General features: G+C 33.2%; 20 protein-coding genes. 4 read left to right on the forward strand and 16 right to left on the reverse strand.

What is annotated here, in order from left to right; genetic code table 11:
• Positions 1–74: 74 nt before the first annotated feature.
• Positions 75–416, forward strand: coding sequence for an arsenate reductase family protein (locus KKQ79_RS02290; protein WP_213188788.1), 342 nt, complete (start codon positions 75–77; stop codon positions 414–416).
• A 35-nt stretch (positions 417–451) separates the two neighbouring features.
• Here the strand turns inward: KKQ79_RS02290 and KKQ79_RS02295 are convergent.
• From KKQ79_RS02295 to KKQ79_RS02365, 15 genes are all read right to left on the reverse strand, one after another.
• Positions 452–1,683, reverse strand: a protein-coding gene (locus KKQ79_RS02295) for an IS3 family transposase (RefSeq protein ID WP_250131172.1) whose coding sequence is annotated in 2 segments (ribosomal slippage) — positions 452–1,335 and positions 1,335–1,683 — 1,233 coding nt in all. Because the reading frame shifts where the segments join, the coding sequence is not laid out codon by codon here.
• 93 nt (positions 1,684–1,776) lie between these two features.
• Positions 1,777–2,676: a TIGR01777 family oxidoreductase gene (locus KKQ79_RS02300; protein ID WP_213188790.1), complete on the reverse strand. Its 900-nt coding sequence runs from the start codon at positions 2,674–2,676 to the stop codon at positions 1,777–1,779.
• Between the two features lie 58 nt (positions 2,677–2,734).
• Positions 2,735–3,043, reverse strand: coding sequence for a DUF493 domain-containing protein (locus KKQ79_RS02305; protein WP_213188791.1), 309 nt, complete (start codon positions 3,041–3,043; stop codon positions 2,735–2,737).
• Complete coding sequence (locus tag KKQ79_RS02310) at positions 3,040–4,437, reverse strand: TolC family protein (protein ID WP_213188792.1); 1,398 nt, start codon at positions 4,435–4,437, stop codon at positions 3,040–3,042. The genes KKQ79_RS02305 and KKQ79_RS02310 overlap by 4 nt, the downstream gene beginning before the upstream one ends.
• Entirely contained in the window at positions 4,424–5,725 is a 1,302-nt protein-coding gene (locus tag KKQ79_RS02315; RefSeq protein ID WP_213188793.1) for an HlyD family secretion protein, read from the reverse strand. Before KKQ79_RS02315 ends, KKQ79_RS02310 begins: the two co-directional genes overlap by 14 nt.
• Positions 5,726–5,729: 4 nt before the next feature.
• Positions 5,730–7,385: a peptidase domain-containing ABC transporter gene (locus tag KKQ79_RS02320; RefSeq protein WP_213188794.1), complete on the reverse strand. Its 1,656-nt coding sequence runs from the start codon at positions 7,383–7,385 to the stop codon at positions 5,730–5,732.
• Between the two features lie 89 nt (positions 7,386–7,474).
• The gene (locus tag KKQ79_RS02325) at positions 7,475–8,152 is read right to left on the reverse strand and encodes a DUF4197 family protein (protein ID WP_213188795.1); all 678 of its coding nucleotides are present in this window, start codon (positions 8,150–8,152) and stop codon (positions 7,475–7,477) included.
• A 41-nt stretch (positions 8,153–8,193) separates the two neighbouring features.
• The gene (locus KKQ79_RS02330) at positions 8,194–8,361 is read right to left on the reverse strand and encodes a hypothetical protein (protein ID WP_213188796.1); all 168 of its coding nucleotides are present in this window, start codon (positions 8,359–8,361) and stop codon (positions 8,194–8,196) included.
• Positions 8,362–8,383: 22 nt separating this feature from the next.
• Positions 8,384–10,363: an alpha-ketoacid dehydrogenase subunit alpha/beta gene (locus KKQ79_RS02335; protein ID WP_213188797.1), complete on the reverse strand. Its 1,980-nt coding sequence runs from the start codon at positions 10,361–10,363 to the stop codon at positions 8,384–8,386.
• Positions 10,364–10,528: 165 nt separating this feature from the next.
• Positions 10,529–11,005 carry a 50S ribosomal protein L9 gene (gene rplI, locus KKQ79_RS02340; protein WP_213188798.1) on the reverse strand — a complete coding sequence of 159 codons (477 nt, stop codon included), beginning with the start codon at positions 11,003–11,005 and terminating at the stop codon, positions 10,529–10,531.
• A 74-nt stretch (positions 11,006–11,079) separates the two neighbouring features.
• Positions 11,080–11,382: a 30S ribosomal protein S18 gene (rpsR, locus tag KKQ79_RS02345; protein ID WP_213188799.1), complete on the reverse strand. Its 303-nt coding sequence runs from the start codon at positions 11,380–11,382 to the stop codon at positions 11,080–11,082.
• Between the two features lie 26 nt (positions 11,383–11,408).
• Complete coding sequence (rpsF, locus tag KKQ79_RS02350) at positions 11,409–11,750, reverse strand: 30S ribosomal protein S6 (protein ID WP_213188800.1); 342 nt, start codon at positions 11,748–11,750, stop codon at positions 11,409–11,411.
• A 185-nt stretch (positions 11,751–11,935) separates the two neighbouring features.
• Positions 11,936–12,412 (reverse strand): GNAT family N-acetyltransferase, encoded by a 477-nt coding sequence (locus KKQ79_RS02355; RefSeq protein ID WP_213188801.1) that lies wholly within the window; start codon positions 12,410–12,412, stop codon positions 11,936–11,938.
• 3 nt (positions 12,413–12,415) lie between these two features.
• The gene (locus KKQ79_RS02360) at positions 12,416–13,024 is read right to left on the reverse strand and encodes a hypothetical protein (RefSeq protein WP_213188802.1); all 609 of its coding nucleotides are present in this window, start codon (positions 13,022–13,024) and stop codon (positions 12,416–12,418) included.
• 214 nt (positions 13,025–13,238) lie between these two features.
• On the reverse strand, positions 13,239–14,582 hold the full coding sequence (locus tag KKQ79_RS02365; RefSeq protein ID WP_213188803.1) for a dihydrolipoamide acetyltransferase family protein: 1,344 nt from the start codon (positions 14,580–14,582) through the stop codon (positions 13,239–13,241).
• Between the two features lie 180 nt (positions 14,583–14,762).
• Between KKQ79_RS02365 and KKQ79_RS02370 the strand changes: the two genes are divergently transcribed.
• A complete protein-coding gene (locus KKQ79_RS02370) occupies positions 14,763–15,053 on the forward strand; it encodes a putative quinol monooxygenase (protein ID WP_213188804.1) in 291 nt (96 codons plus the stop codon).
• Between the two features lie 16 nt (positions 15,054–15,069).
• Here KKQ79_RS02370 and lipB read toward each other — a convergent pair whose 3' ends face one another.
• Positions 15,070–15,792 (reverse strand): lipoyl(octanoyl) transferase LipB, encoded by a 723-nt coding sequence (gene lipB, locus KKQ79_RS02375; protein ID WP_213190664.1) that lies wholly within the window; start codon positions 15,790–15,792, stop codon positions 15,070–15,072.
• Between the two features lie 153 nt (positions 15,793–15,945).
• Between lipB and KKQ79_RS02380 the strand changes: the two genes are divergently transcribed.
• Both KKQ79_RS02380 and lysS read left to right on the forward strand, forming a co-directional pair.
• Complete coding sequence (locus KKQ79_RS02380; RefSeq protein WP_213188805.1) at positions 15,946–16,338, forward strand: c-type cytochrome; 393 nt, start codon at positions 15,946–15,948, stop codon at positions 16,336–16,338.
• A 135-nt stretch (positions 16,339–16,473) separates the two neighbouring features.
• Complete coding sequence (gene lysS, locus KKQ79_RS02385; RefSeq protein ID WP_213188806.1) at positions 16,474–18,171, forward strand: lysine--tRNA ligase; 1,698 nt, start codon at positions 16,474–16,476, stop codon at positions 18,169–18,171.
• The last annotated feature ends 218 nt before the right edge of the window (positions 18,172–18,389 follow it).

An 18,389-nucleotide genomic window follows, 5' to 3' on the forward strand; every position in this document is an offset into this window, starting at 1 on the left:
TAGCGTTGTAGAATGATTGAGAATTAGAGAACATTGATAAAAATCCATCATTAAACATCTAATATCCAAAATTTATGATTACCATCTTACATAATAATCGCTGCGGAAAATCTAGAGCTGCCTTACAGTATTTAGAATCTAAAGGTGTGGCATTTGAAGTAAGAAATTACTTAGAAAACCCATTGTCTGAAGTAGAAATAGAAGATTTATTATCTAAATTAGATACTTCAATACATAACATTATCAGAAAAAATGAAGATTTGTGGAAAGAAAATTTCTCAGAAACAACGTATTCTGATAGTGGTTTAGTTTCTATTTTGGCAAATTATCCTAAACTTTTGCAAAGACCAATTGTGATAAAAGATAATAAAGCCATCATCGCAAGAGAAATAGAAAAATTAGAAAAATTTTTATAAATGACTAATCCTAAAATAGGTTTACAAGTTTTACATTAAGATACCAATCCGGAAGATATTGATTTTCCGGATTTTTTGTGGATTGTTTCCGGGGTTTTCATCTTCAGACTAAGATGTGGTCTTTTGTTGTTGTAAATATAAATACTTTCTTTAACCATTTGTTTTAAATCCTGAATGTTTTTGCATTTATAAATTAAAAATTCCTGCTTCAATATTCCGTTTATTCTTTCTGCCAAAGCATTTTGATAACAATCATAGCCATCTGTCATTGAGGGTTTTATTTTGTTTTCAACAAGTACTTTCTGATACACTTCTGAGCAATATTGCAATCCTCTGTCTGAGTGATGAATAAGCGGAAGATGTGTTGTTCTGTTTTTAACGGCCATTTTCAGAGCTTTGACTACATTTTCAGCATTCATATTTTCACTTAATTCGTAACCCATTATTTTTCTGCTGTAAGCATCCGTAACCAAAGATAAATAACAGACATTCGTTTTGGTTTTTATATAAGTGATATCGCTTACAAATACCTGTTCTTTTCTTTTCAGGCAAGTCGTTTTCAAAAGGTTGGGGTGTTTTCTGAGCCAGTGTTTGGAGAAAGTTGTTCTTGTATATCTTTTCTTAGGATAAATAAGCAGGTTTTCTCTTCGTAAATAATTGAACAGCGCATCTCTGCCTATTTTTATCTTTTCAAGCTTGAACTTATTTTTAAGCAAATAATAAAGTTTTCTTGTTCCTATTCTGGGCTGTTCTAAACGAATCTCCTCAACAAATCGTTTAACTTTCTCCAATTCTTTTTCCCGAACACATAATCTTTGGCGCTGCTGGTAAATGGCTTGTCTGCTTATCCCAAACAATCTGCAGATTTTGGATAAACTCAATCCTTTTTCTTGGAGTTGTCTGACTGTTTGGGCGTAAACTTTTTTCGAATCTGTGTGCCGTATTGCTTGTCCGAGATATCAATCATCATATTGAGAACTTTGGTTTTTAGTTTCTCATCAGCTAATTCTTTCTCTAATCTTTTAATCTTTTCGGCGGGTGTTTCTTTGGATTGTAACATGGTATGAATGGTGGGTTTGCTCCAATCTAAATTACCATATTTTCTGAGCCAAACCAAAACGGTACTTCTACCTTGGATACCGTAATGTTGCTGTGCCTGTTTGTAAGTGAATTCGCCCTTTTCTACACGGCTTACAATACCTAATTTAAAAGCCATTGTGTAATCTTGTTGTGTACGCTTTTCTACTGTCTTCTCTCGATTTTCCATAATAAGTCTATTTGGTGTAAACTTATTTTAGGACGGGTCAAAAATAAACAAAAAAGCGAACTCACAAGAGTTCGCTTTTTTTATCTAAACTTTTTATTTGTTAATTAAATCATCTAAAGCAGCATTTAAATCTGGGTATTTAAAAGTAAATCCTGTTGATTTTATTTTCTCGTTTGACGCTCTGCTTCCATCTAAGATAATCGTAGACATTTCTCCCATAATCAGTTTCATCATGAATTCTGGAATAGGAATGGGCAAGAAAAATTTGTTTGATTTTTGAGCCATACTTTTCATGAAAGTTTCATTGGTCACTGTTTCATCTGCTACCGCGTTGTAACTTCCATTGTATTGAGGGTTTTCTATCGCTTCTACATACATATTCGCCAAATCTTCTATATGAATCCAGTTCATCCATTGTTTACCTTTTCCTACAGGTGAAGCCAAGTTGAAATCTGTTAATTTTTTCAATGGAACAAAACTTCCGCCTTCTTTTGCCAAAACCATTGCTGTTCTTAAGCAAACCACACGTTCTGCAATTTCAGAAAATTGATAGGCAGATTTTTCCCAATCCACTGATAGTTCTGCCAAAAAATCTAGTTTTTTGATGGGCGAATTTTCAGTGAGAATTTCATCACTCGTAAAAGTTCCGTAATAATTAATTCCAGAAGCTGAGATGAAACTTTTTAGTTTGATTTGATGCTTTTCGCAGTAAGATTTGAGAAGATTAGCAGCATTAATTCTAGAGCTGTAAAGTTCTTTTTTATATTCTTTCGTCCATCTTTTGGCAATGGTAGCACCTGCTAAATGAATAATAGCTTCTATGTTTTCAAAAGCAGCATCTTCTATGAAATTTTGATCTGGATTCCATTGAAATTCATTAGGTTTTCCCGTTTTTTTTCTGGTCAAAATTACAATTTCATGACCTATTTCTTTTAGTTTTCGAACTAAGTATTTCCCGATTAAACCAGTGGCTCCTGTTACTAAAATTTTCATAAGTTAAATTTCAAAATTTATAAATCATCCATCATCCTTCATCCTTCATCCTTCATTATTACAACATAATTACGCCCTCAATTTTGGCAACTTCTTGATAAAGTCTGATAACATGTTCCGCATCGAGTACGAAACATTGTATGGAAATGCTGATGTATTTTCCGTTACTGCTTTCTCTGGTAGAAAAAGTATTTTTGGTGCCGTCAAAAACCTTATAAATTTCGGTAAGTTTTTCTTGATTATTGACAATGATGAATTTATAAAGATAATCTTCAGGGAAATTGTGATTTTTCTCTAAGTTTATTTTTAAAGAAGCATAAAATTCTGCTTGTTCATCAAATGGTTCGTTTCCTGTTACTTCTATCATTGTTTTAAAGTGTTGTTTTCCAGCCAGTTCAATTTAAAATAAGTTTTAATCGTTTTGGCTTTCAGTTCTAAAAATTTTTCTTGAGTTTCTAATAGTTTGTTTTCTCTGCTGTTAATTAAGAAAAGTGAACTTTCACCATTAGAAAATTTTATTTCTTCGGCTTTTAAAAGCCTTTTATAATTCTCAATGAGCGATTCGTTATTTTGAGTTAAAGATAAGAAATTGCCCATTTCTGCATTGTAAGTCTGTATTTTGGTCTTTAATTCTTGATTTTTAAATTTTATATTCTCATTATTCTGGAGAATTTTCAGCTTAATGTTTTGATAATCAGCACGAGCTTCTCTCATGAATATGGGTAAATCCAATTTTATACCATATTGATAATTATTGTCAAAAAGTGGCAGAATGTCCTGATTTTTAAACTCTTTATTGTACAAATTGTAGTTGAAATTGATTTTAGGAAGAAAATTTTGCCATTTTAGTTTCCTTTCCAGTTCCAAAGATTTAGATTTTTCAAAATAATAATTCAGCGCATATTGTGCATCAATATTTTGTAAAAGTTTCTCGGTGATGATAAAATAATCTTGGGTAAACTGTGTATTCAGTTGTTCACTTGGTTTAGTAAACAGCGGAAGATTGTAATTTTTACCGTTTTCTTTCCAAAGAAATTGTGAAAGTTCTATGGTAGAAATGTTATACTTGTTCTGAGATTCTATGGTTTTGGCTTCGAAACTTTGCAGTTGCGCGAAAGCTTCTACGGTATCTATGGCTGGTCTCTCTCCCAATTCAAAAGATTTTTTTACCAATTGATATCTTTTTTTGTTGAGGTCTAGGACTTTTTTGTTCAATTCTAAAATTTCGTAATTTTTTACCCATTCCCAAAAGCTAAAATTAGCTTCCAAAAGGATTTCATTTTTGAGCATTTCTTGCTCGTAAAAAGTCATTTTGCTGAAATTTTTAGATTGCTGAATAGCGGTTCTTCGTTTATTGTAAACCAAATCTCTTGCAAGCGGAATGCTTATTCCTACATGATTCAGAACGCCTTTAGTTTCTTCATTATTCAGTTTATTTCCCGTCAAATCATTGGTGCCAATGTTGAAATCTATTCCGTACCAAGTTGGTAGATTCAGTTCTATGTTTTTTTGACTGTAATAAAGCGTGTTGTCTATTTTTTTCTCGCCAATTTTTGCTGAAATATTTGGGTCAAGTAAAGCTTTAGCTTTCAAAATATTATTCTGAGCAATATTTTTTTCCCAATCAGAAATTTTAATAATCGGATGGTTTTTTTGAACCCAAGAAATATAATTTTCATAGCTCAAAGCAATAGAATCTTGAGCGAAAAAAGGATAAGACGTGAAAAGAAAAATAAGCAATAAAATTTTATTTTTTCTCATTCTTTTGGGTGTTTACTTGATAATAATCTGGCGGAAAACCATTGATATTTCTCCATATTTCGTACCAAATCGGCACATCATTCAGAATGGCAATTCCACTGGCTCCTGTTCCAATTTTCATGTTGGGTGGCCATCTTTTTTGAGTTTTATCTTCGGCAACAATCGCTTTAAACAAACCGTTTTCACTGATGGAATTTTCTACGGCAATAATTTTACCAGAAAAAGTTCCGTAGCTAGAATTAGGCCAACCTGAGAAAACAATCGCAGGAAATCCATCGAAAGTGAGCATCACCTTTTGATTTTCTCTAATCAGCGGTAAGTCTACAGGTTTTACATAAATTTCTGCGATGTAATCTATCTTTTTCGGAACAATAATTCCGATGGTTTCTGCATCTTTTACAATTTCGCCAATTCCAGCTTTCGTGAGTTGTGTAATTTGTCCGTCTTGCGTAGCCAAAATGTAATACAAACCTTTTCTTACTTTATAGGTTGCCACTTGATTTTCTAATTTTGCAATGTCACCAGTGCTTCCTGCAACTTGTCCCATACTTTGGAAACGATCGCCTTCAGTTTTACTTAATTTTTCTGTATATTCTTGAATAACAGCGTTTTGTTCTATGTTTTGCGCGGCGATTTCTTGTTGAGTTTGTGCCAATTTGTTTTCCGCAGAAGTTTTCTTGGCTAGAGCATTTTGATAACTTACATTTCGTTGTTGCAACTGAGTAAGAGAAACCAAACCTTCTTCATACATTTTATTCTGACGATTAAGCTGGTCTTGAGCAATTTTTAATTCATTGTTTACCGCGATAAGTTCGGCTTGTTCTGCTTTTAACTTATTTTGTAACTGAGCAATTTTAATTTTAATTTGATTCAGTTTTAAATCTTTAGCAGCAGTAATCGCTGCAATTTGGTTTTCTGTTGTAGAAATTTTGGCATTATAGTACTCTCTAACCCCTTTTTTGGCTTGAACTTGTTCCTGAGTTCTTTCTACCAAAAGTGGGTCTAGATAATCGTCTTTAATTTCAGAAATTTGAAGAATGGTATCGCCTTTTTTGACTACATCTCCGTTTTTTACGTACCATTTGATAATTCTTCCAGGAATAGGAGAGTTGAGTTTTTGAGGTCTTTGTTCCTGATATAAAGTAGAAACATTCCCTTGAGTTTTAATATTCTGAGTCCAAGGTAAAAACATAATGAAAACAAATGCTAAAAATGTAAATAAAAACCATTTGGCAACATTTGATTTCTTATTGATATGATAAATATTTTCGAGTGATTTGAGTTGCATCGTTTTATTTTTTAGTTTCTAATAGGCCATTAATCATGTGAAAATGTTGATGTGCTTTTTGGATAAAGTCATCATCTTGAGTAACCACAATAATGGTTTTTTCCTTGGCTAATTCTTGTAAAAACGCTATCATTTTTTCTTTGATTTCTTTTGAAAGTCCATCATAAGGATCTTCTAAAATGATGATTTTATTATCCGTAGCAAGAGCTCTTAGCAGAAGGATTATTTTCTTATTGCTGTAAGAAAGTTGAGAGTTTCCATCTTGAATTTTGGTCAAAAATCCGTTGGTAAACTTAGTCCCGAAATCATCAATTCCTATTTTTTGAGCAATATGATTAATTTTTTCTACGGTTATTTTTTCATTTCCCAGTTGAATATTTTCCAGTACTGTTCCTTTGAAAACATCTATATCATCTGTGTGAATACTGATTCCTCTTCTGATTTGGTCTTGAGTTAAATTTTTAGAAGAAACATTATTGTATAAAATATGTCCAGAAGTAGGGGCGTAAATACCAGACATCAGATTGATAAGCAAAGATTTACCTGAAGAAAGCTCTCCCGAAATCACATTGATGCTGCTTGGTTGAACTTTGAAATTTAAATTTTTCAGAATATCTTCATCTCCAAAACCAAAAGAAACATTTTTAAATTCAATAGATTGAATATCATCTTTGATATGGATAATATCGCTTGTTTCATTTTCTTGTGGTAAATCGGTAACCTTCGAAAGTTTGCTGAGCGCCGTAATGACATCATAATAACTTTCTAAACTTTTAATGAGTTTTTCTACGGCGGTTAAAATGGTAAGCACTACAATTTCAGCAGCGATAAACGCGCCAATGTTTAGCTTTTGGTTGACCAATAAATAGGTTCCGATTACTAACATAACCAGTGTAATCAAAACTTTGAAGAAAATAATGGTTTTATATTGAAATAATAGAACTTTGAAATGATGCGTTCTGTAACTTAGATAATCCAGAAGTCTGTCATCCGTTTCTCTAAGGTGAAGGTTGGTATGTTTATTAGCTTTGAAAGATTTCACCGAACTGGCAATATCTTCTAACCAAGATGCGACAAAATATTTCTTATCACTTTCGATTAAACTTGTTTCTATCCCCTTTTCTGAAGTATAATTAAAAATCAAAACGACTCCTACCAATACAATTCCGCCAAAAGCTAAAAACCATGGATGATAAAAAGAGAGGAGAATAATCCCAAATAAAATATGAATAATAGCGGTAGGGATTTCAAGGAGAATTTTAGAAATTCCTTTTTGTAAATTTTGGGTGTCAAAAAAACGATTGATAAGTTCTGGTAAGTAATATTGATTGGTCTTTTCGAGTTTTATTTTTGGTAAAGTTTCCGAAAAAGAGATGGCATATTCTACGAATATTTTTTGTTGAATTTTTTCAATGATTTCCATTACTTTCACCCTGAAAAATCCTACTAACCAAGTTCCAAGAACTACAAATGCAATGAGAATATAAATAGAAGTCACCATTGTTGCACCCATCGCAAAACTGATGATGGCTTGTATTCCTAGTGGTAAACTCAACTGAACCAGACCACTTAATATGGCATAAAAGTAAATATTCAGAACATCTTTTCTTTCTTTAGTTATATACTTCAGAAGCCTTTTTCCTTGCTCTTTTGCCGTCATTGTGCTTTAAATTTTGTCAAAAGTAATGCACAAAAAAATCAATTGCAATAGCTCGCAATTGATTTTACATATTATTGTGATGAAAACCTCTATTTCAGAATATTCATAGGATTTTCTGGATTTGTTTTTTCGTAATTTTCAACAATATTGAACAGTCCATTCACCATTTGTTCAGCCGCTAAATTGCTCAGACTCAAACTTGCCGAAGAATTAGAATTTTGGTTTCCTAATAAACCTCCAAGCAAATTATTTCCTTGTAAAGCAAGATTTACACTTCTTACAATACCGTATTCATTGAGTTTCGCATCTACTTTTGGTGCAATTGCAGCCATGAGTTGTGCACTGGTTTTTTGTTTAAGATAAGCAGTTGCAGCGCCACTTCCACCTTGTGCAATTTGTTGAGCTTCTGCCGAAGTCATATCATTAATCGCATTGATTAAAATAGGTTCTGCAATCGGAGCAACAAATGCTGCAGCATCTGCAATGTAGCCTTTTTCCTTCTGAACCAAATTGCTTAATCCTAATTTTTCTAGGGTAGAATTAATGTCTTTCAGCTGTTGTGGAAGTGCAGCATTAATCAATTCATTGCCCAAGAAACTATTTTTATCTTTAAAAATTCCTAAACCTTTAGAAACGCCACCGATTAAAATCTTTTTAAGAACCGAAAGTCCTACTGTAGTGGCAATTGTCATACAAGATTGCGTGGTAGTGGTAATAATTCCCACCGAACCTAATGCTAATCCTGCTGCTAAAATATATTTTTTCATAATATTTTTTTTAAGAGAAGTTTTCAAATATCAAGCCAAAGTTACATTTTTTTTGGCGTGTATTTTTTTCCTTTGCTTTTTCCATGCAAAAAATACCGCGCTTTTCGCTGCAATTCCTCGTGAAAACTAACGCTCGCTTCGCTCGCGCCATTTTCACTGCGGGATTTTCGCTGCAATCGCTCACGCAAAACAGTTCCGAGTTTCAACATCCAACATCCAACTTCTAGCTTCTCAATATTTCAAAATTTTATCAACAGCTTCTGCCAATTCTTCATTGGGCATAAATTGGTCTTCTAGCTTTTTGTTGAATGGAATTGGTGTATCCATAGAAGCTACACGTAAAATAGGAGCGTCTAAATCCTCAAAACAATGTTCAGAAATTAATGCAGAAAGTTCCGCTCCGAAACCACAAGTTAAAGTATCTTCATGCAAAATAATCACTTTATTGCATTTTTTCACAGATTCGTAAATGGTTTCTGTATCGAGTGGAATCAACGTTCTTAAATCAACAATTTCTAAAGAAATTTCAGGATTTTTTTCTGCAAATTCTAAGGCAATGTGAACTCCTAAACCATAAGTAATAATCGTAAGTTCATTACCTTCTTTCACTGTTCTGGCTTTACCAAATGGAGTAGTGTAGAAACCTTCAGGTACTTTGCCTTTCAGACTTCTGTATAATTTTTTATGTTCGAAAAACAATACTGGATTTGGATCTTCAAAACTTTGAATCAATAAACCTTTTGCGTCATCTGGAAACGCAGGATAGGCAATTTTTAGTCCTGGAGTTTTGGTAAACCAAGCTTCATTGCTTTGAGAGTGAAAAGGTCCCGCTCCAGTTCCTGCTCCAGTTGGCATTCTTACCACTACATCAGCATTTTGGTTCCATCTGTAATGGGTTTTTGCCAAGTTATTGATGATTTGATTGAAGCCTTCCGTTACAAAATCTGCGAACTGCATTTCTACCATAGATTTGTAGCCATTAATGCTGAGTCCCAAACCAGAACCTACAATTGCAGCTTCGCACAATGGTGTATTTCTCACTCTTTTTTTGCCAAATTTTTCAACAAAACCTTCTGTGATTTTAAAAGCGCCACCGTATTCTGCAATGTCTTGTCCCATTAAAACCAAATTCGGATGGTTTTTCATGGAAATTTCTATGGCTTCAGAAATCGCATCAATGAATCTGATTTCTCTGTTTTGTAATTTTTGTGGTAAGATTTCGTGATTATCAAAAGGTGCGTAAACATCTTCTAATTCTGTTTTTTTATTGGGAATGATTTCTGGTTCTGCAATGGTTTGGTCAAGTGCTTCGTCTACTTGTTTTTTATAGGATTCTTTTATTTCTTCAATTAAATTTTGAGTTAAAATTCCTTCAGAAAGTAAGAATTGTTCATAGTTAGCAATTGGGTCTTGTTTTGTCCATTCTTCAATCATTCCTTCTGGATAATAGGCCGTTCCGGAAGCTTCTTCATGACCTCTGAGTCTAAAAGTATTGCACTCTACTAAAACAGGTCTAGGATTTTTTCTGATGCTTTCTGCTAAATTTTTAAAAGTCTGGTAAACTTCCAGAATGTTATTTCCATTAATAGAATGGGCTTCTATTCCGTAGCCAATTCCTTTGTCTGCGAATGATTTGCATCTAAACTGTTCACGAGAAGGTGTAGAAAGTCCCCACTGATTATTTTCAACGACGATGATGACAGGCAAATTCCAAACTGCAGCGGTATTTACAGCTTCGTGGAAATCACCTTCAGAAGCGCCACCATCACCAGTGTAAACCAGTGTGCATTTTTCTTCTTGATTTAATAAATGAGAAAGAGCAATTCCGTCTGCAACTCCCATTTGCGAACCCAAATGAGAAATCATTCCCACAATTTTGAATTCCTGAGTTCCAAAATGAAAACTTCTGTCTCTTCCTTTGGTGAAACCATTCATTTTTCCTTGAAACTGAGAAAAAAGTCTATCCAATGGAATTTCCCTTGAAGTAAAAACACCTAAATTTCTATGCATGGTCAAGATGTATTCTTCTTTGTTCATCGCAAGAGCAGAACCTACAGAAGTGGCTTCTTGTCCCCAACTAGAAAACCATTTCGAAATTTTACCTTGGCGCAAAGCAATGAGCATTTTTTCCTCTATGGTTCTGGGTAAAACCATTGCTTTATAAAGGTGGAGTAGTGTTTCTTTATCAAGATTTTCGGTGTTGAAACTCATAAGGAATGTTTAAACTCAAAAATAATCAAATGTGATGAGAGCAACAATTTATAAATTGCCAAATTTTTAATAAAGTCTAGATAAATTATCTATTTGTGAAATGAAAAGCATAAAAAAACGCTCTCAAAATTTTGAGAGCGTTCTTAATATTTATAAGTCTGAATTTTAAGCTTCAGTGTTTGCTTCTTCAGTTGCTACATCAGAAACAACTTCGAATTCATATTCGTATTCTACGTTTCTGTGTGGTCTTACTTTAGCAGAGAATTTACCAGTTCTCTTGATTGTATTACCAGGGATTTTGATGTATTTTTTATCAACTTCTACACCAGCTTTAGCAAGAGCTTCTGCTAAGTTTGCATTATTGATAGAACCGAAAAGTTTATCACCTGTACCAGCTTTAGCAGTAATAGTAACAGGAGTAGCTTTTAGTTTTTCAACAATTGCAGTAGCTGCAGCTACTAATTTAGCTTCTTCTTCTTTTCTAGCTTCTAAAGTAGCTTCTAGAGCTGCTTTGTTTTTAGGAGTAGCAAGAAGTGCAAAACCTTGAGGAATTAAGAAATTTCTAGCATAACCAGGTTTTACGTTTACAGTATCAAACTCAAGACCTAAGTTTTCTACGTCTTTTTTTAGGATAATTTCCATGTTGTTGTCCTTTTTTTAATTAAAAAGTTAGGTTTAGAATAGACTAAAACCAACAATTTATTTTTGTTAAATAATTATTTTAATAAATCTGCTACGTAAGGCATTAAAGCTAAGTGTCTAGCTCTTTTGATAGCTGCAGAAACTTTTCTCTGATATTTAAGAGAAGTACCTGTGTATCTTCTTGGTAAGATTTTACCTTGTTCGTTTACAAATTGTAATAAGAAATCAGCATCTTTATAATCTACGTGCTTAATTCCGAATTTTTTGAATCTACAATATTTTTTTTCAGATTTTGTAGTAATATCTAGTGGAGTAAGAAATTTTACTTCAGATTCACCGCCTGCTGAGGCTTGTTTTGCCATTTCGTCGATTGCCATTTTTTTAAATTTTTAAGGGTTAGAAATTAAGCTTTAGAAGTTTTTAACTTAGCTCTTCTTGTTACAGCATATTCTACTGCATGTTTGTCAAGCTTAGTTGTTAAGTAACGGATAACTCTCTCGTCACGTTTGAAAGCAGTTTCAAGACCTGCTACTACAGTACCTTCACCTTTGAATTCGATCAAAGTGTAGAATCCATTCTTTTTTAATTGAATAGGATAAGCTAATTTTTTAAGACCCCAGTTTTCTCTGGTAACGATTTCGCAATTGTGCTCTTTCAAAAAGTCTTCGAATTTTTTTACTGCTTCCTCCACCTGTGCGTCAGATAGAACGGGAGTTAAAATGAAAACAGTTTCGTAATTGTTCATAATGTTAAAAATATTTGTTAATTATTTCGAGGTGCAAAATTAGTGAAACTTTTTAAAGTACACAATATTAATGCAGTAATTTGTTTGAAGTGGTTTGAAATAGTTTGATTATTAGTTGCAATTTTGAACTTCTAACCTCCAACTTTTTACTTCGTACTTTTTACTTCCAACTTCGTACTTCTAGTTTATTTTGCTAGATTTTCTATTCCTTCTTTGTCTAGGCGGAAAACCGTCCATTCATCCATTGGTTTTGCGCCAAGAGATTTATAGAATTCTATGGAAGGTGTGTTCCAATCTAGAACGCTCCACTCTAATCTGCCACAATTTCTTTCTTTGGCGATTTTTGCCAATTCTACTAAAAGTGCTTTTCCATAACCTTTTCCTCGCATTTCTGGTTCTACAAAAAGGTCTTCTAAATAAATACCAGGTTTGCCAACAAACGTAGAAAAATTGTGAAAATAAAGTGCAAAACCAACAGGTTTTTCGTCTTCCTCGGCAATGATTACCTCGGCGTAATTTTTTTCAAAAATATTGGTGCGGAGTTCTTCTACAGTGGTGATTACATCGTTTTCAAGTTTTTCATAAACAGCGAGTTTGTAAATTAAATTGAAGATGGTTGGTGTATCTTCTGGTGTTGCTTTTCGGATTTGGAAGTTGGACATGATTTAAAAATTGTTTTTTAAAAAATTAATTATTTGATTGAAATTTATTTTATTAAATGTTTTTTTATTACTGATTATTAATTCATTATTGAAAATTTCGATGGTGAAATTTTCTTTCTTAGGAATTGAATTAAAATTTTTTCTGACTTCTGAATTTAGAAATTGTTTTGCGTTGTTTTCATTATCTGCAAGAACAAAGAATCTATTACTAAATTCTTTGTCATCTTTGAAATCTATTTCTGTTTTAATCAATATTTCTAAGATTTTATCAAAAACATTTTCTTCACGAATCAATATTCTTCCATAATCTTTCTCTAGCATTTTAATTCCTAATATTTGATTTTCGTTATGTATAGAATCTCCGTGTCTTCCGCCAATGAAATGATGTTCAATATTGATGATTAGGACTTGAAATTGAGAATTAAAATTAATTGAGCAAAGTATTTTTATATCTGAGTAATGTGAAAATGTTTCAAATTTTTTAAAATCAAGAGTAGGATTGTTATCAAAAGATAGAATGTGCTCATCAGAAAGTTCAGTAATTATTTCTTGTAATGTTTTTTCTTCTTGTTGAGTTATTAGATAATGATATGGTTTTTGATAGATGTTCATTGGTTGTTTTTTTCAAAAATAGTAATTTTTTGACGAAAACGTAACTAGCCCCGATTGTAGCGGCATCCTTTTTCTTGAAAAGGAATAAGCTAGGGCAAGAAAAAGATATAGCGAAAAGCGGGAAATAGCTACAAAAAAAACCTCCGAAAAATTTCGAAGGTTTAGTTTTATAAATGGATTGCTTTGCTTCGTTCCTCGCAATGAAGGTGTAAAATTAAATTTCTGTATTCATATCCCAATTTTGGAGATAATCGTGTACGTGTTTTAGGAACATTCCGCCCAAGCTTCCGTCCACAACTCGATGGTCGTAAGAATGACTCATAAACATCAGTTGACGAATCGCGATTACGTCTCCGTCTGTGGTTTCTAAAACTGCTGGTTTTTTTACAATGGCGCCAATTGCCAAAATCGCCACTTGCGGCTGTGGGATGATAGGAGTTCCCATTAAATTTCCGAAACTTCCAATGTTAGAAATGGTGTAAGTAGCACCTTGCGTATCTTCTGGTTTCAGTTTTTTGTTTCTTGCTCTGTACGCTAAATCGTTAATTGCTTTTGCTAAACCTGAAAGCGAAAGTTGGTCTGCATTTTTAATGACAGGAACAATGAGATTTCCGTCTGGTAAAGCAGTTGCCATACCAATATTAATGTTTTTCTTTTTGATGATTTTGTCACCATCGACTGAAATGTTAATTAATGGAAAATCTTGAATGGCTTTTACTACCGCTTTTACAAAAATTGGCATAAAAGTAAGTTTTTGACCTTCTCTTTTTTCGAAGGCGTCTTTGTGTTTTGCTCTCCATTTTACAACGTTTGTTACGTCTGTTTCTATGAAAGAAGTAACGTGCGGTGAAGTTCTCTTAGAATTAACCATAGCATCTGCAATGATTTTTCTTACTCTATCCATTGGGATAATTTCGTCACCTTCATTTGTAGAAAGTGGGAGAGTTGGAGTGGGAGAATTGGAGAGTTGGAGAGATGGAGAAATTTCCTCAACCTTTACCTTTGCCTCAACCTTTTCATCACTTCTATTTTTTACAAAAGCCAAAATGTCTTCTTTGGTAATTCTGCCTTCTAAACCAGAACCTTTAATGGTTTTAAGTTCTGCTTCAGAGATGTTTTCTTCTTGAGCAATAGATTTTACGAGTGGAGAAAGATATGCATCTTCCGAAAATTCTTGAGGAGTAGAAGTGGTAGCTAAAGGTTTTTCTAATTCTTTTACTACTTCTGCAGCAGGAACTTCAGTTTTAGGCTCTTCTGCTTTCGGAGTTTCTGCAACTGGTGCAGCTTCTCCTTCTCCTGCTGTTCTATTGAGCGGAGTCGAAATGTCTAAAATAGCGATTGCTTCACCAATTTTAGCAACTTCGTCTTTATGTTTTAAAATTTTTACAATTTTCCCAGAAACTGGTGTAGGAACATCAGAGTCTACTTTGTCGGTAGCAATTTCTACAACAGAATCATCTTCATTTACGGTGTCGCCTTCATTGTATAACCAACTGATAATAGTAGCTTCCATCACGCCTTCTCCCATGCTTGGAAGGATTAATTTGTATTCTGCCATTTTACTTTTTGAATTTTCACAAAGATAAAAATTTTTTGGAATTACGAATTAATAAAAATTAGATACTTTTTTTATGAATTTTCTAATGGGAAAATTTTAGGATTCTGAGAAACTTTCAGAAATTTATTTCTGATGTGCTTTTAAAAATCAATACTTTTGTTTTAGAAATTACAGTCAGTTATGAATTTACACATTGTAGCATTATTCAGATTCAAAGAAAATCATCTTTTTGATGCGATAGAACTATTAAAAAAGTTAGTAATAGAAACCAGAAAAGAAGAAGGTTGCTTGCAATATGATTTGGTAGAAGACCGAGAAAATAAAGGTACTTTTTTCTTAATTGAACTTTGGGAAACTGAAGAACATCATCATTTACATGCAGGAACGGAGCATCTTTTTACTTTTAGACAAAACGCAGCTCCGCTGATGGAATCTCAAACGGAGGTTTACAGAGGAACGAAAATTTTTTAAAAAGAAAAAGCGAAACTTAAAAAAGTTCCGCTTCGAAAACATCTTGAAAATGTTTCTTTATTTTTTCTTTTACTTCTTCCACTTCTGTCGTTGTAAATTCTCTTTCTAGTTCACGTTTTAGAGAAGTAACGGCTTTGTCCTTAATTCCGCAAGGAATAATGTATTCGAAATATCGTAAGTCTGTATTGATATTGATGGCAAAACCGTGCATAGTCACCCATTTTGAAGTTTTAACGCCCAATGCACAAATTTTTCTAGCATAAGGTTTTCCTACATCTAACCAGACTCCAGTTTCGCCCACACTTCTTTCGCCTTTTAAACCATATTCTGCAATGGTTCTGATGATTACTTCTTCCAGATTTCTCATATATAAATGAATATCTGATTTGAAGTTGTCTAAATCCAAAATCGGATACCCTACAAGTTGACCAAAACCATGATAGGTAATGTCTCCACCGCGATTGGTTTTTACGAAAGTAGCGTCTATTTCTTTCAGTTTGCTCTCATTAGCTAGCATATTGTGCTCATCACCAGATTTTCCTAAAGTGTAAACATGTGGGTGTTCTACAAACAGTAAATAATTAGGAGTAGTTTCGGGTTCTTGGTCTTCGTTTTCTCTGTTTTTGATTTTAATGGCAATGATTTCATCCATTAAAGATTGTTGATATTCAAAAGCCTCAAGATAATTTTTAAGACCCAGTTCTTCGAATTTTATTTTTTTGTTTTGTGAAGCGTTCATTTCTAATTTTTGGTTCACAAAAATAAGTTTTTTTTAATAATTATGCTTTGAATAAATTTTAAAAAAATATGATATGATTTTTAGCATTTTGAAAAAAGAGAAGGCTTTATTCACTAAATTTGAAAAAATTAAAATAAATAAAATATTATATCTATGAAAAGAGTAATTTTAACACTAGCTTTCGGTGCATTAGTAGCGGTTTCTTGTTCTAAAAAAGAAGAGCCAGTAAAAGAAACCAATGTAATGTTGCCAGAACCTACAGAACAAACTGCTGCTACAGCTGCTGCAACTCCTGAAGAAGAAGGTAAAGCATTAATCGCAGGTTCAGATTGTCTTACTTGTCACAAAGAAGATGCTAAATTAGTAGGCCCTTCTTATCAAGAAGTAGCGGCAAAATATACTGAAGCAGATATTGATATGTTAGCAGATAAAATCATTAACGGTGGTAGTGGAGTTTGGGGAGAAGTTCCTATGTCTGCTCACGCTGGAATGGATAAAGAAAATGCTAAAAAAATGGTGAAATATATTCTTACCTTAAAAAAATAAACAATTGTACCAATTGTGATTTTAACAGAAGGCAACCTTTTTGGGTTGCTTTTTTCTTGACCAAGCTAATTTTTAAGAAATTTAAAAATTCGTAAAAAAATCCTTATTTTTGCAATTCCAAAAAATTGAAAAACAATGTCTTTATCAGAACAGGAAATCATCAGAAGAGAGAAATTACAGAAACTGACCGAAATGGGAATAAACGCATTCCCAGCAGATGAATATAAAATTACGGATACTACTAAGTCTATCAAGAACGATTTTGCTGAAGGAAAAAAAGTGAAAATCGCAGGTAGATTAATGTCTAGAAGAATTCAAGGGAAGGCTTCTTTCGCAGAATTACAGGATTCTGAAGGCAGAATTCAGGTGTATTTTAATCGTGATGAAATCTGTACTGGCGAAGATAAAACGCTTTATAATGAAGTTTATAAACATCTTTTAGATATTGGTGATATCATCGGTGTAGAAGGAGAATTGTTTAAAACTCAAGTGGGAGAAATGACGGTAATGGTGAAAAACTTTACGTTATTAACCAAAGCACTTCGTCCGCTTCCTCAACCTAGAACTGATGAAAATGGAGTAATTCATGATGCTTTTAATGACCCAGAACTTAGATACAGACAGCGTTATGTAGATTTGACGGTGAATCCTCACGTAAAAGAAATTTTCGTAAAGAGAACCAAGTTGTTCAATGCAATGCGTGAGTTTTTCAATAATGCCGGTTATTTCGAAGTTGAAACGCCTATTTTGCAGGCAATTCCTGGTGGAGCTGCTGCAAGACCTTTCATTACGCATCATAATGCACTAGATATTCCATTGTACATGAGAATTGCAAACGAATTATATCTGAAAAGATTAATCGTAGGTGGTTTTGATGGGGTTTATGAATTTTCTAAAAATTTCCGTAACGAAGGAATGGATAGAACGCACAATCCAGAGTTTACCGCGATGGAAATTTATGTGGCGTACAAAGATTACAACTGGATGATGGATTTCACTGAGAAATTGTTAGAATTCTGTGCGGTTTCTGTTAACGGAACTCCAGAATCTCAGTTTGGTGAACATACCATCAATTGGAAAGCTCCATATCCAAGAGTTTCGATGACGGAAGCGATTCAGAAATTCACGGGTTTTGATATTACTGGAAAAAACGAAGATGAATTGCGTGATTTTGCAAAATCTATCGGGATTGAAGTAGATGAAACGATGGGTAAAGGAAAATTAATTGATGAGATTTTCGGAGAAAAATGCGAAGGAAACTTTATTCAGCCAACTTTCATTACCGATTATCCAATCGAAATGTCGCCTTTAACTAAAAAACACAGAAGCAAAGAAGGTCTTACCGAACGTTTTGAATTAATGGTTTGTGGTAAAGAAATTGCCAATGCATATTCAGAGTTGAATGATCCAATTGATCAAAGAGAACGTTTCGAGTCTCAAATGGCGCTTTCTGAGCGTGGTGATGACGAGGCAATGTTCATAGACCAAGATTTCTTAAGAGCGTTAGAATATGGAATGCCACCAACTTCAGGTTTGGGAATTGGTATGGATAGATTAATTATGTTCTTGACCAATAATGCATCTATTCAAGAAGTATTGTTCTTTCCGCAAATGAGACCAGAAAAAGCGGTTCCAAAAGTAGAATTGAATGAAGATGATAAAATTATCATTGAGATTTTAGAAAAAAATGGAGGTGAAATGAGTTTAGCTGAGGTAAAAACGCAATCTCAATTTTCAGGAAAAAAATGGGACAAAACCTCTAAAAACCTTACCAAACTGAATGTAGTGAAAGTAGAGAAAACAGATGATGATTTGTTAATGAAATTAGTGTAAAACTATATAAATACAATTGATAAAAGCGGACTTTAGTTCGCTTTTTTATTTGGGGGAAATTGAATGAACTTTGCAAGGGAATTTTGTGTTAATGTTGATAACTTTTTATGATTTTTAAAGCCGTTTTTTCTTTCATATCTCACTAATTTTTACGATATTTGTAAGTCTTTGAAAAAAGAAAAATTTCAAAAAAAATAATATTAATTTTAATTTGCTGA

Source organism: Cloacibacterium caeni (genome assembly GCF_907163125.1).
GTDB classification, from domain to species: Bacteria; Bacteroidota; Bacteroidia; order Flavobacteriales; family Weeksellaceae; genus Cloacibacterium; species Cloacibacterium caeni_B.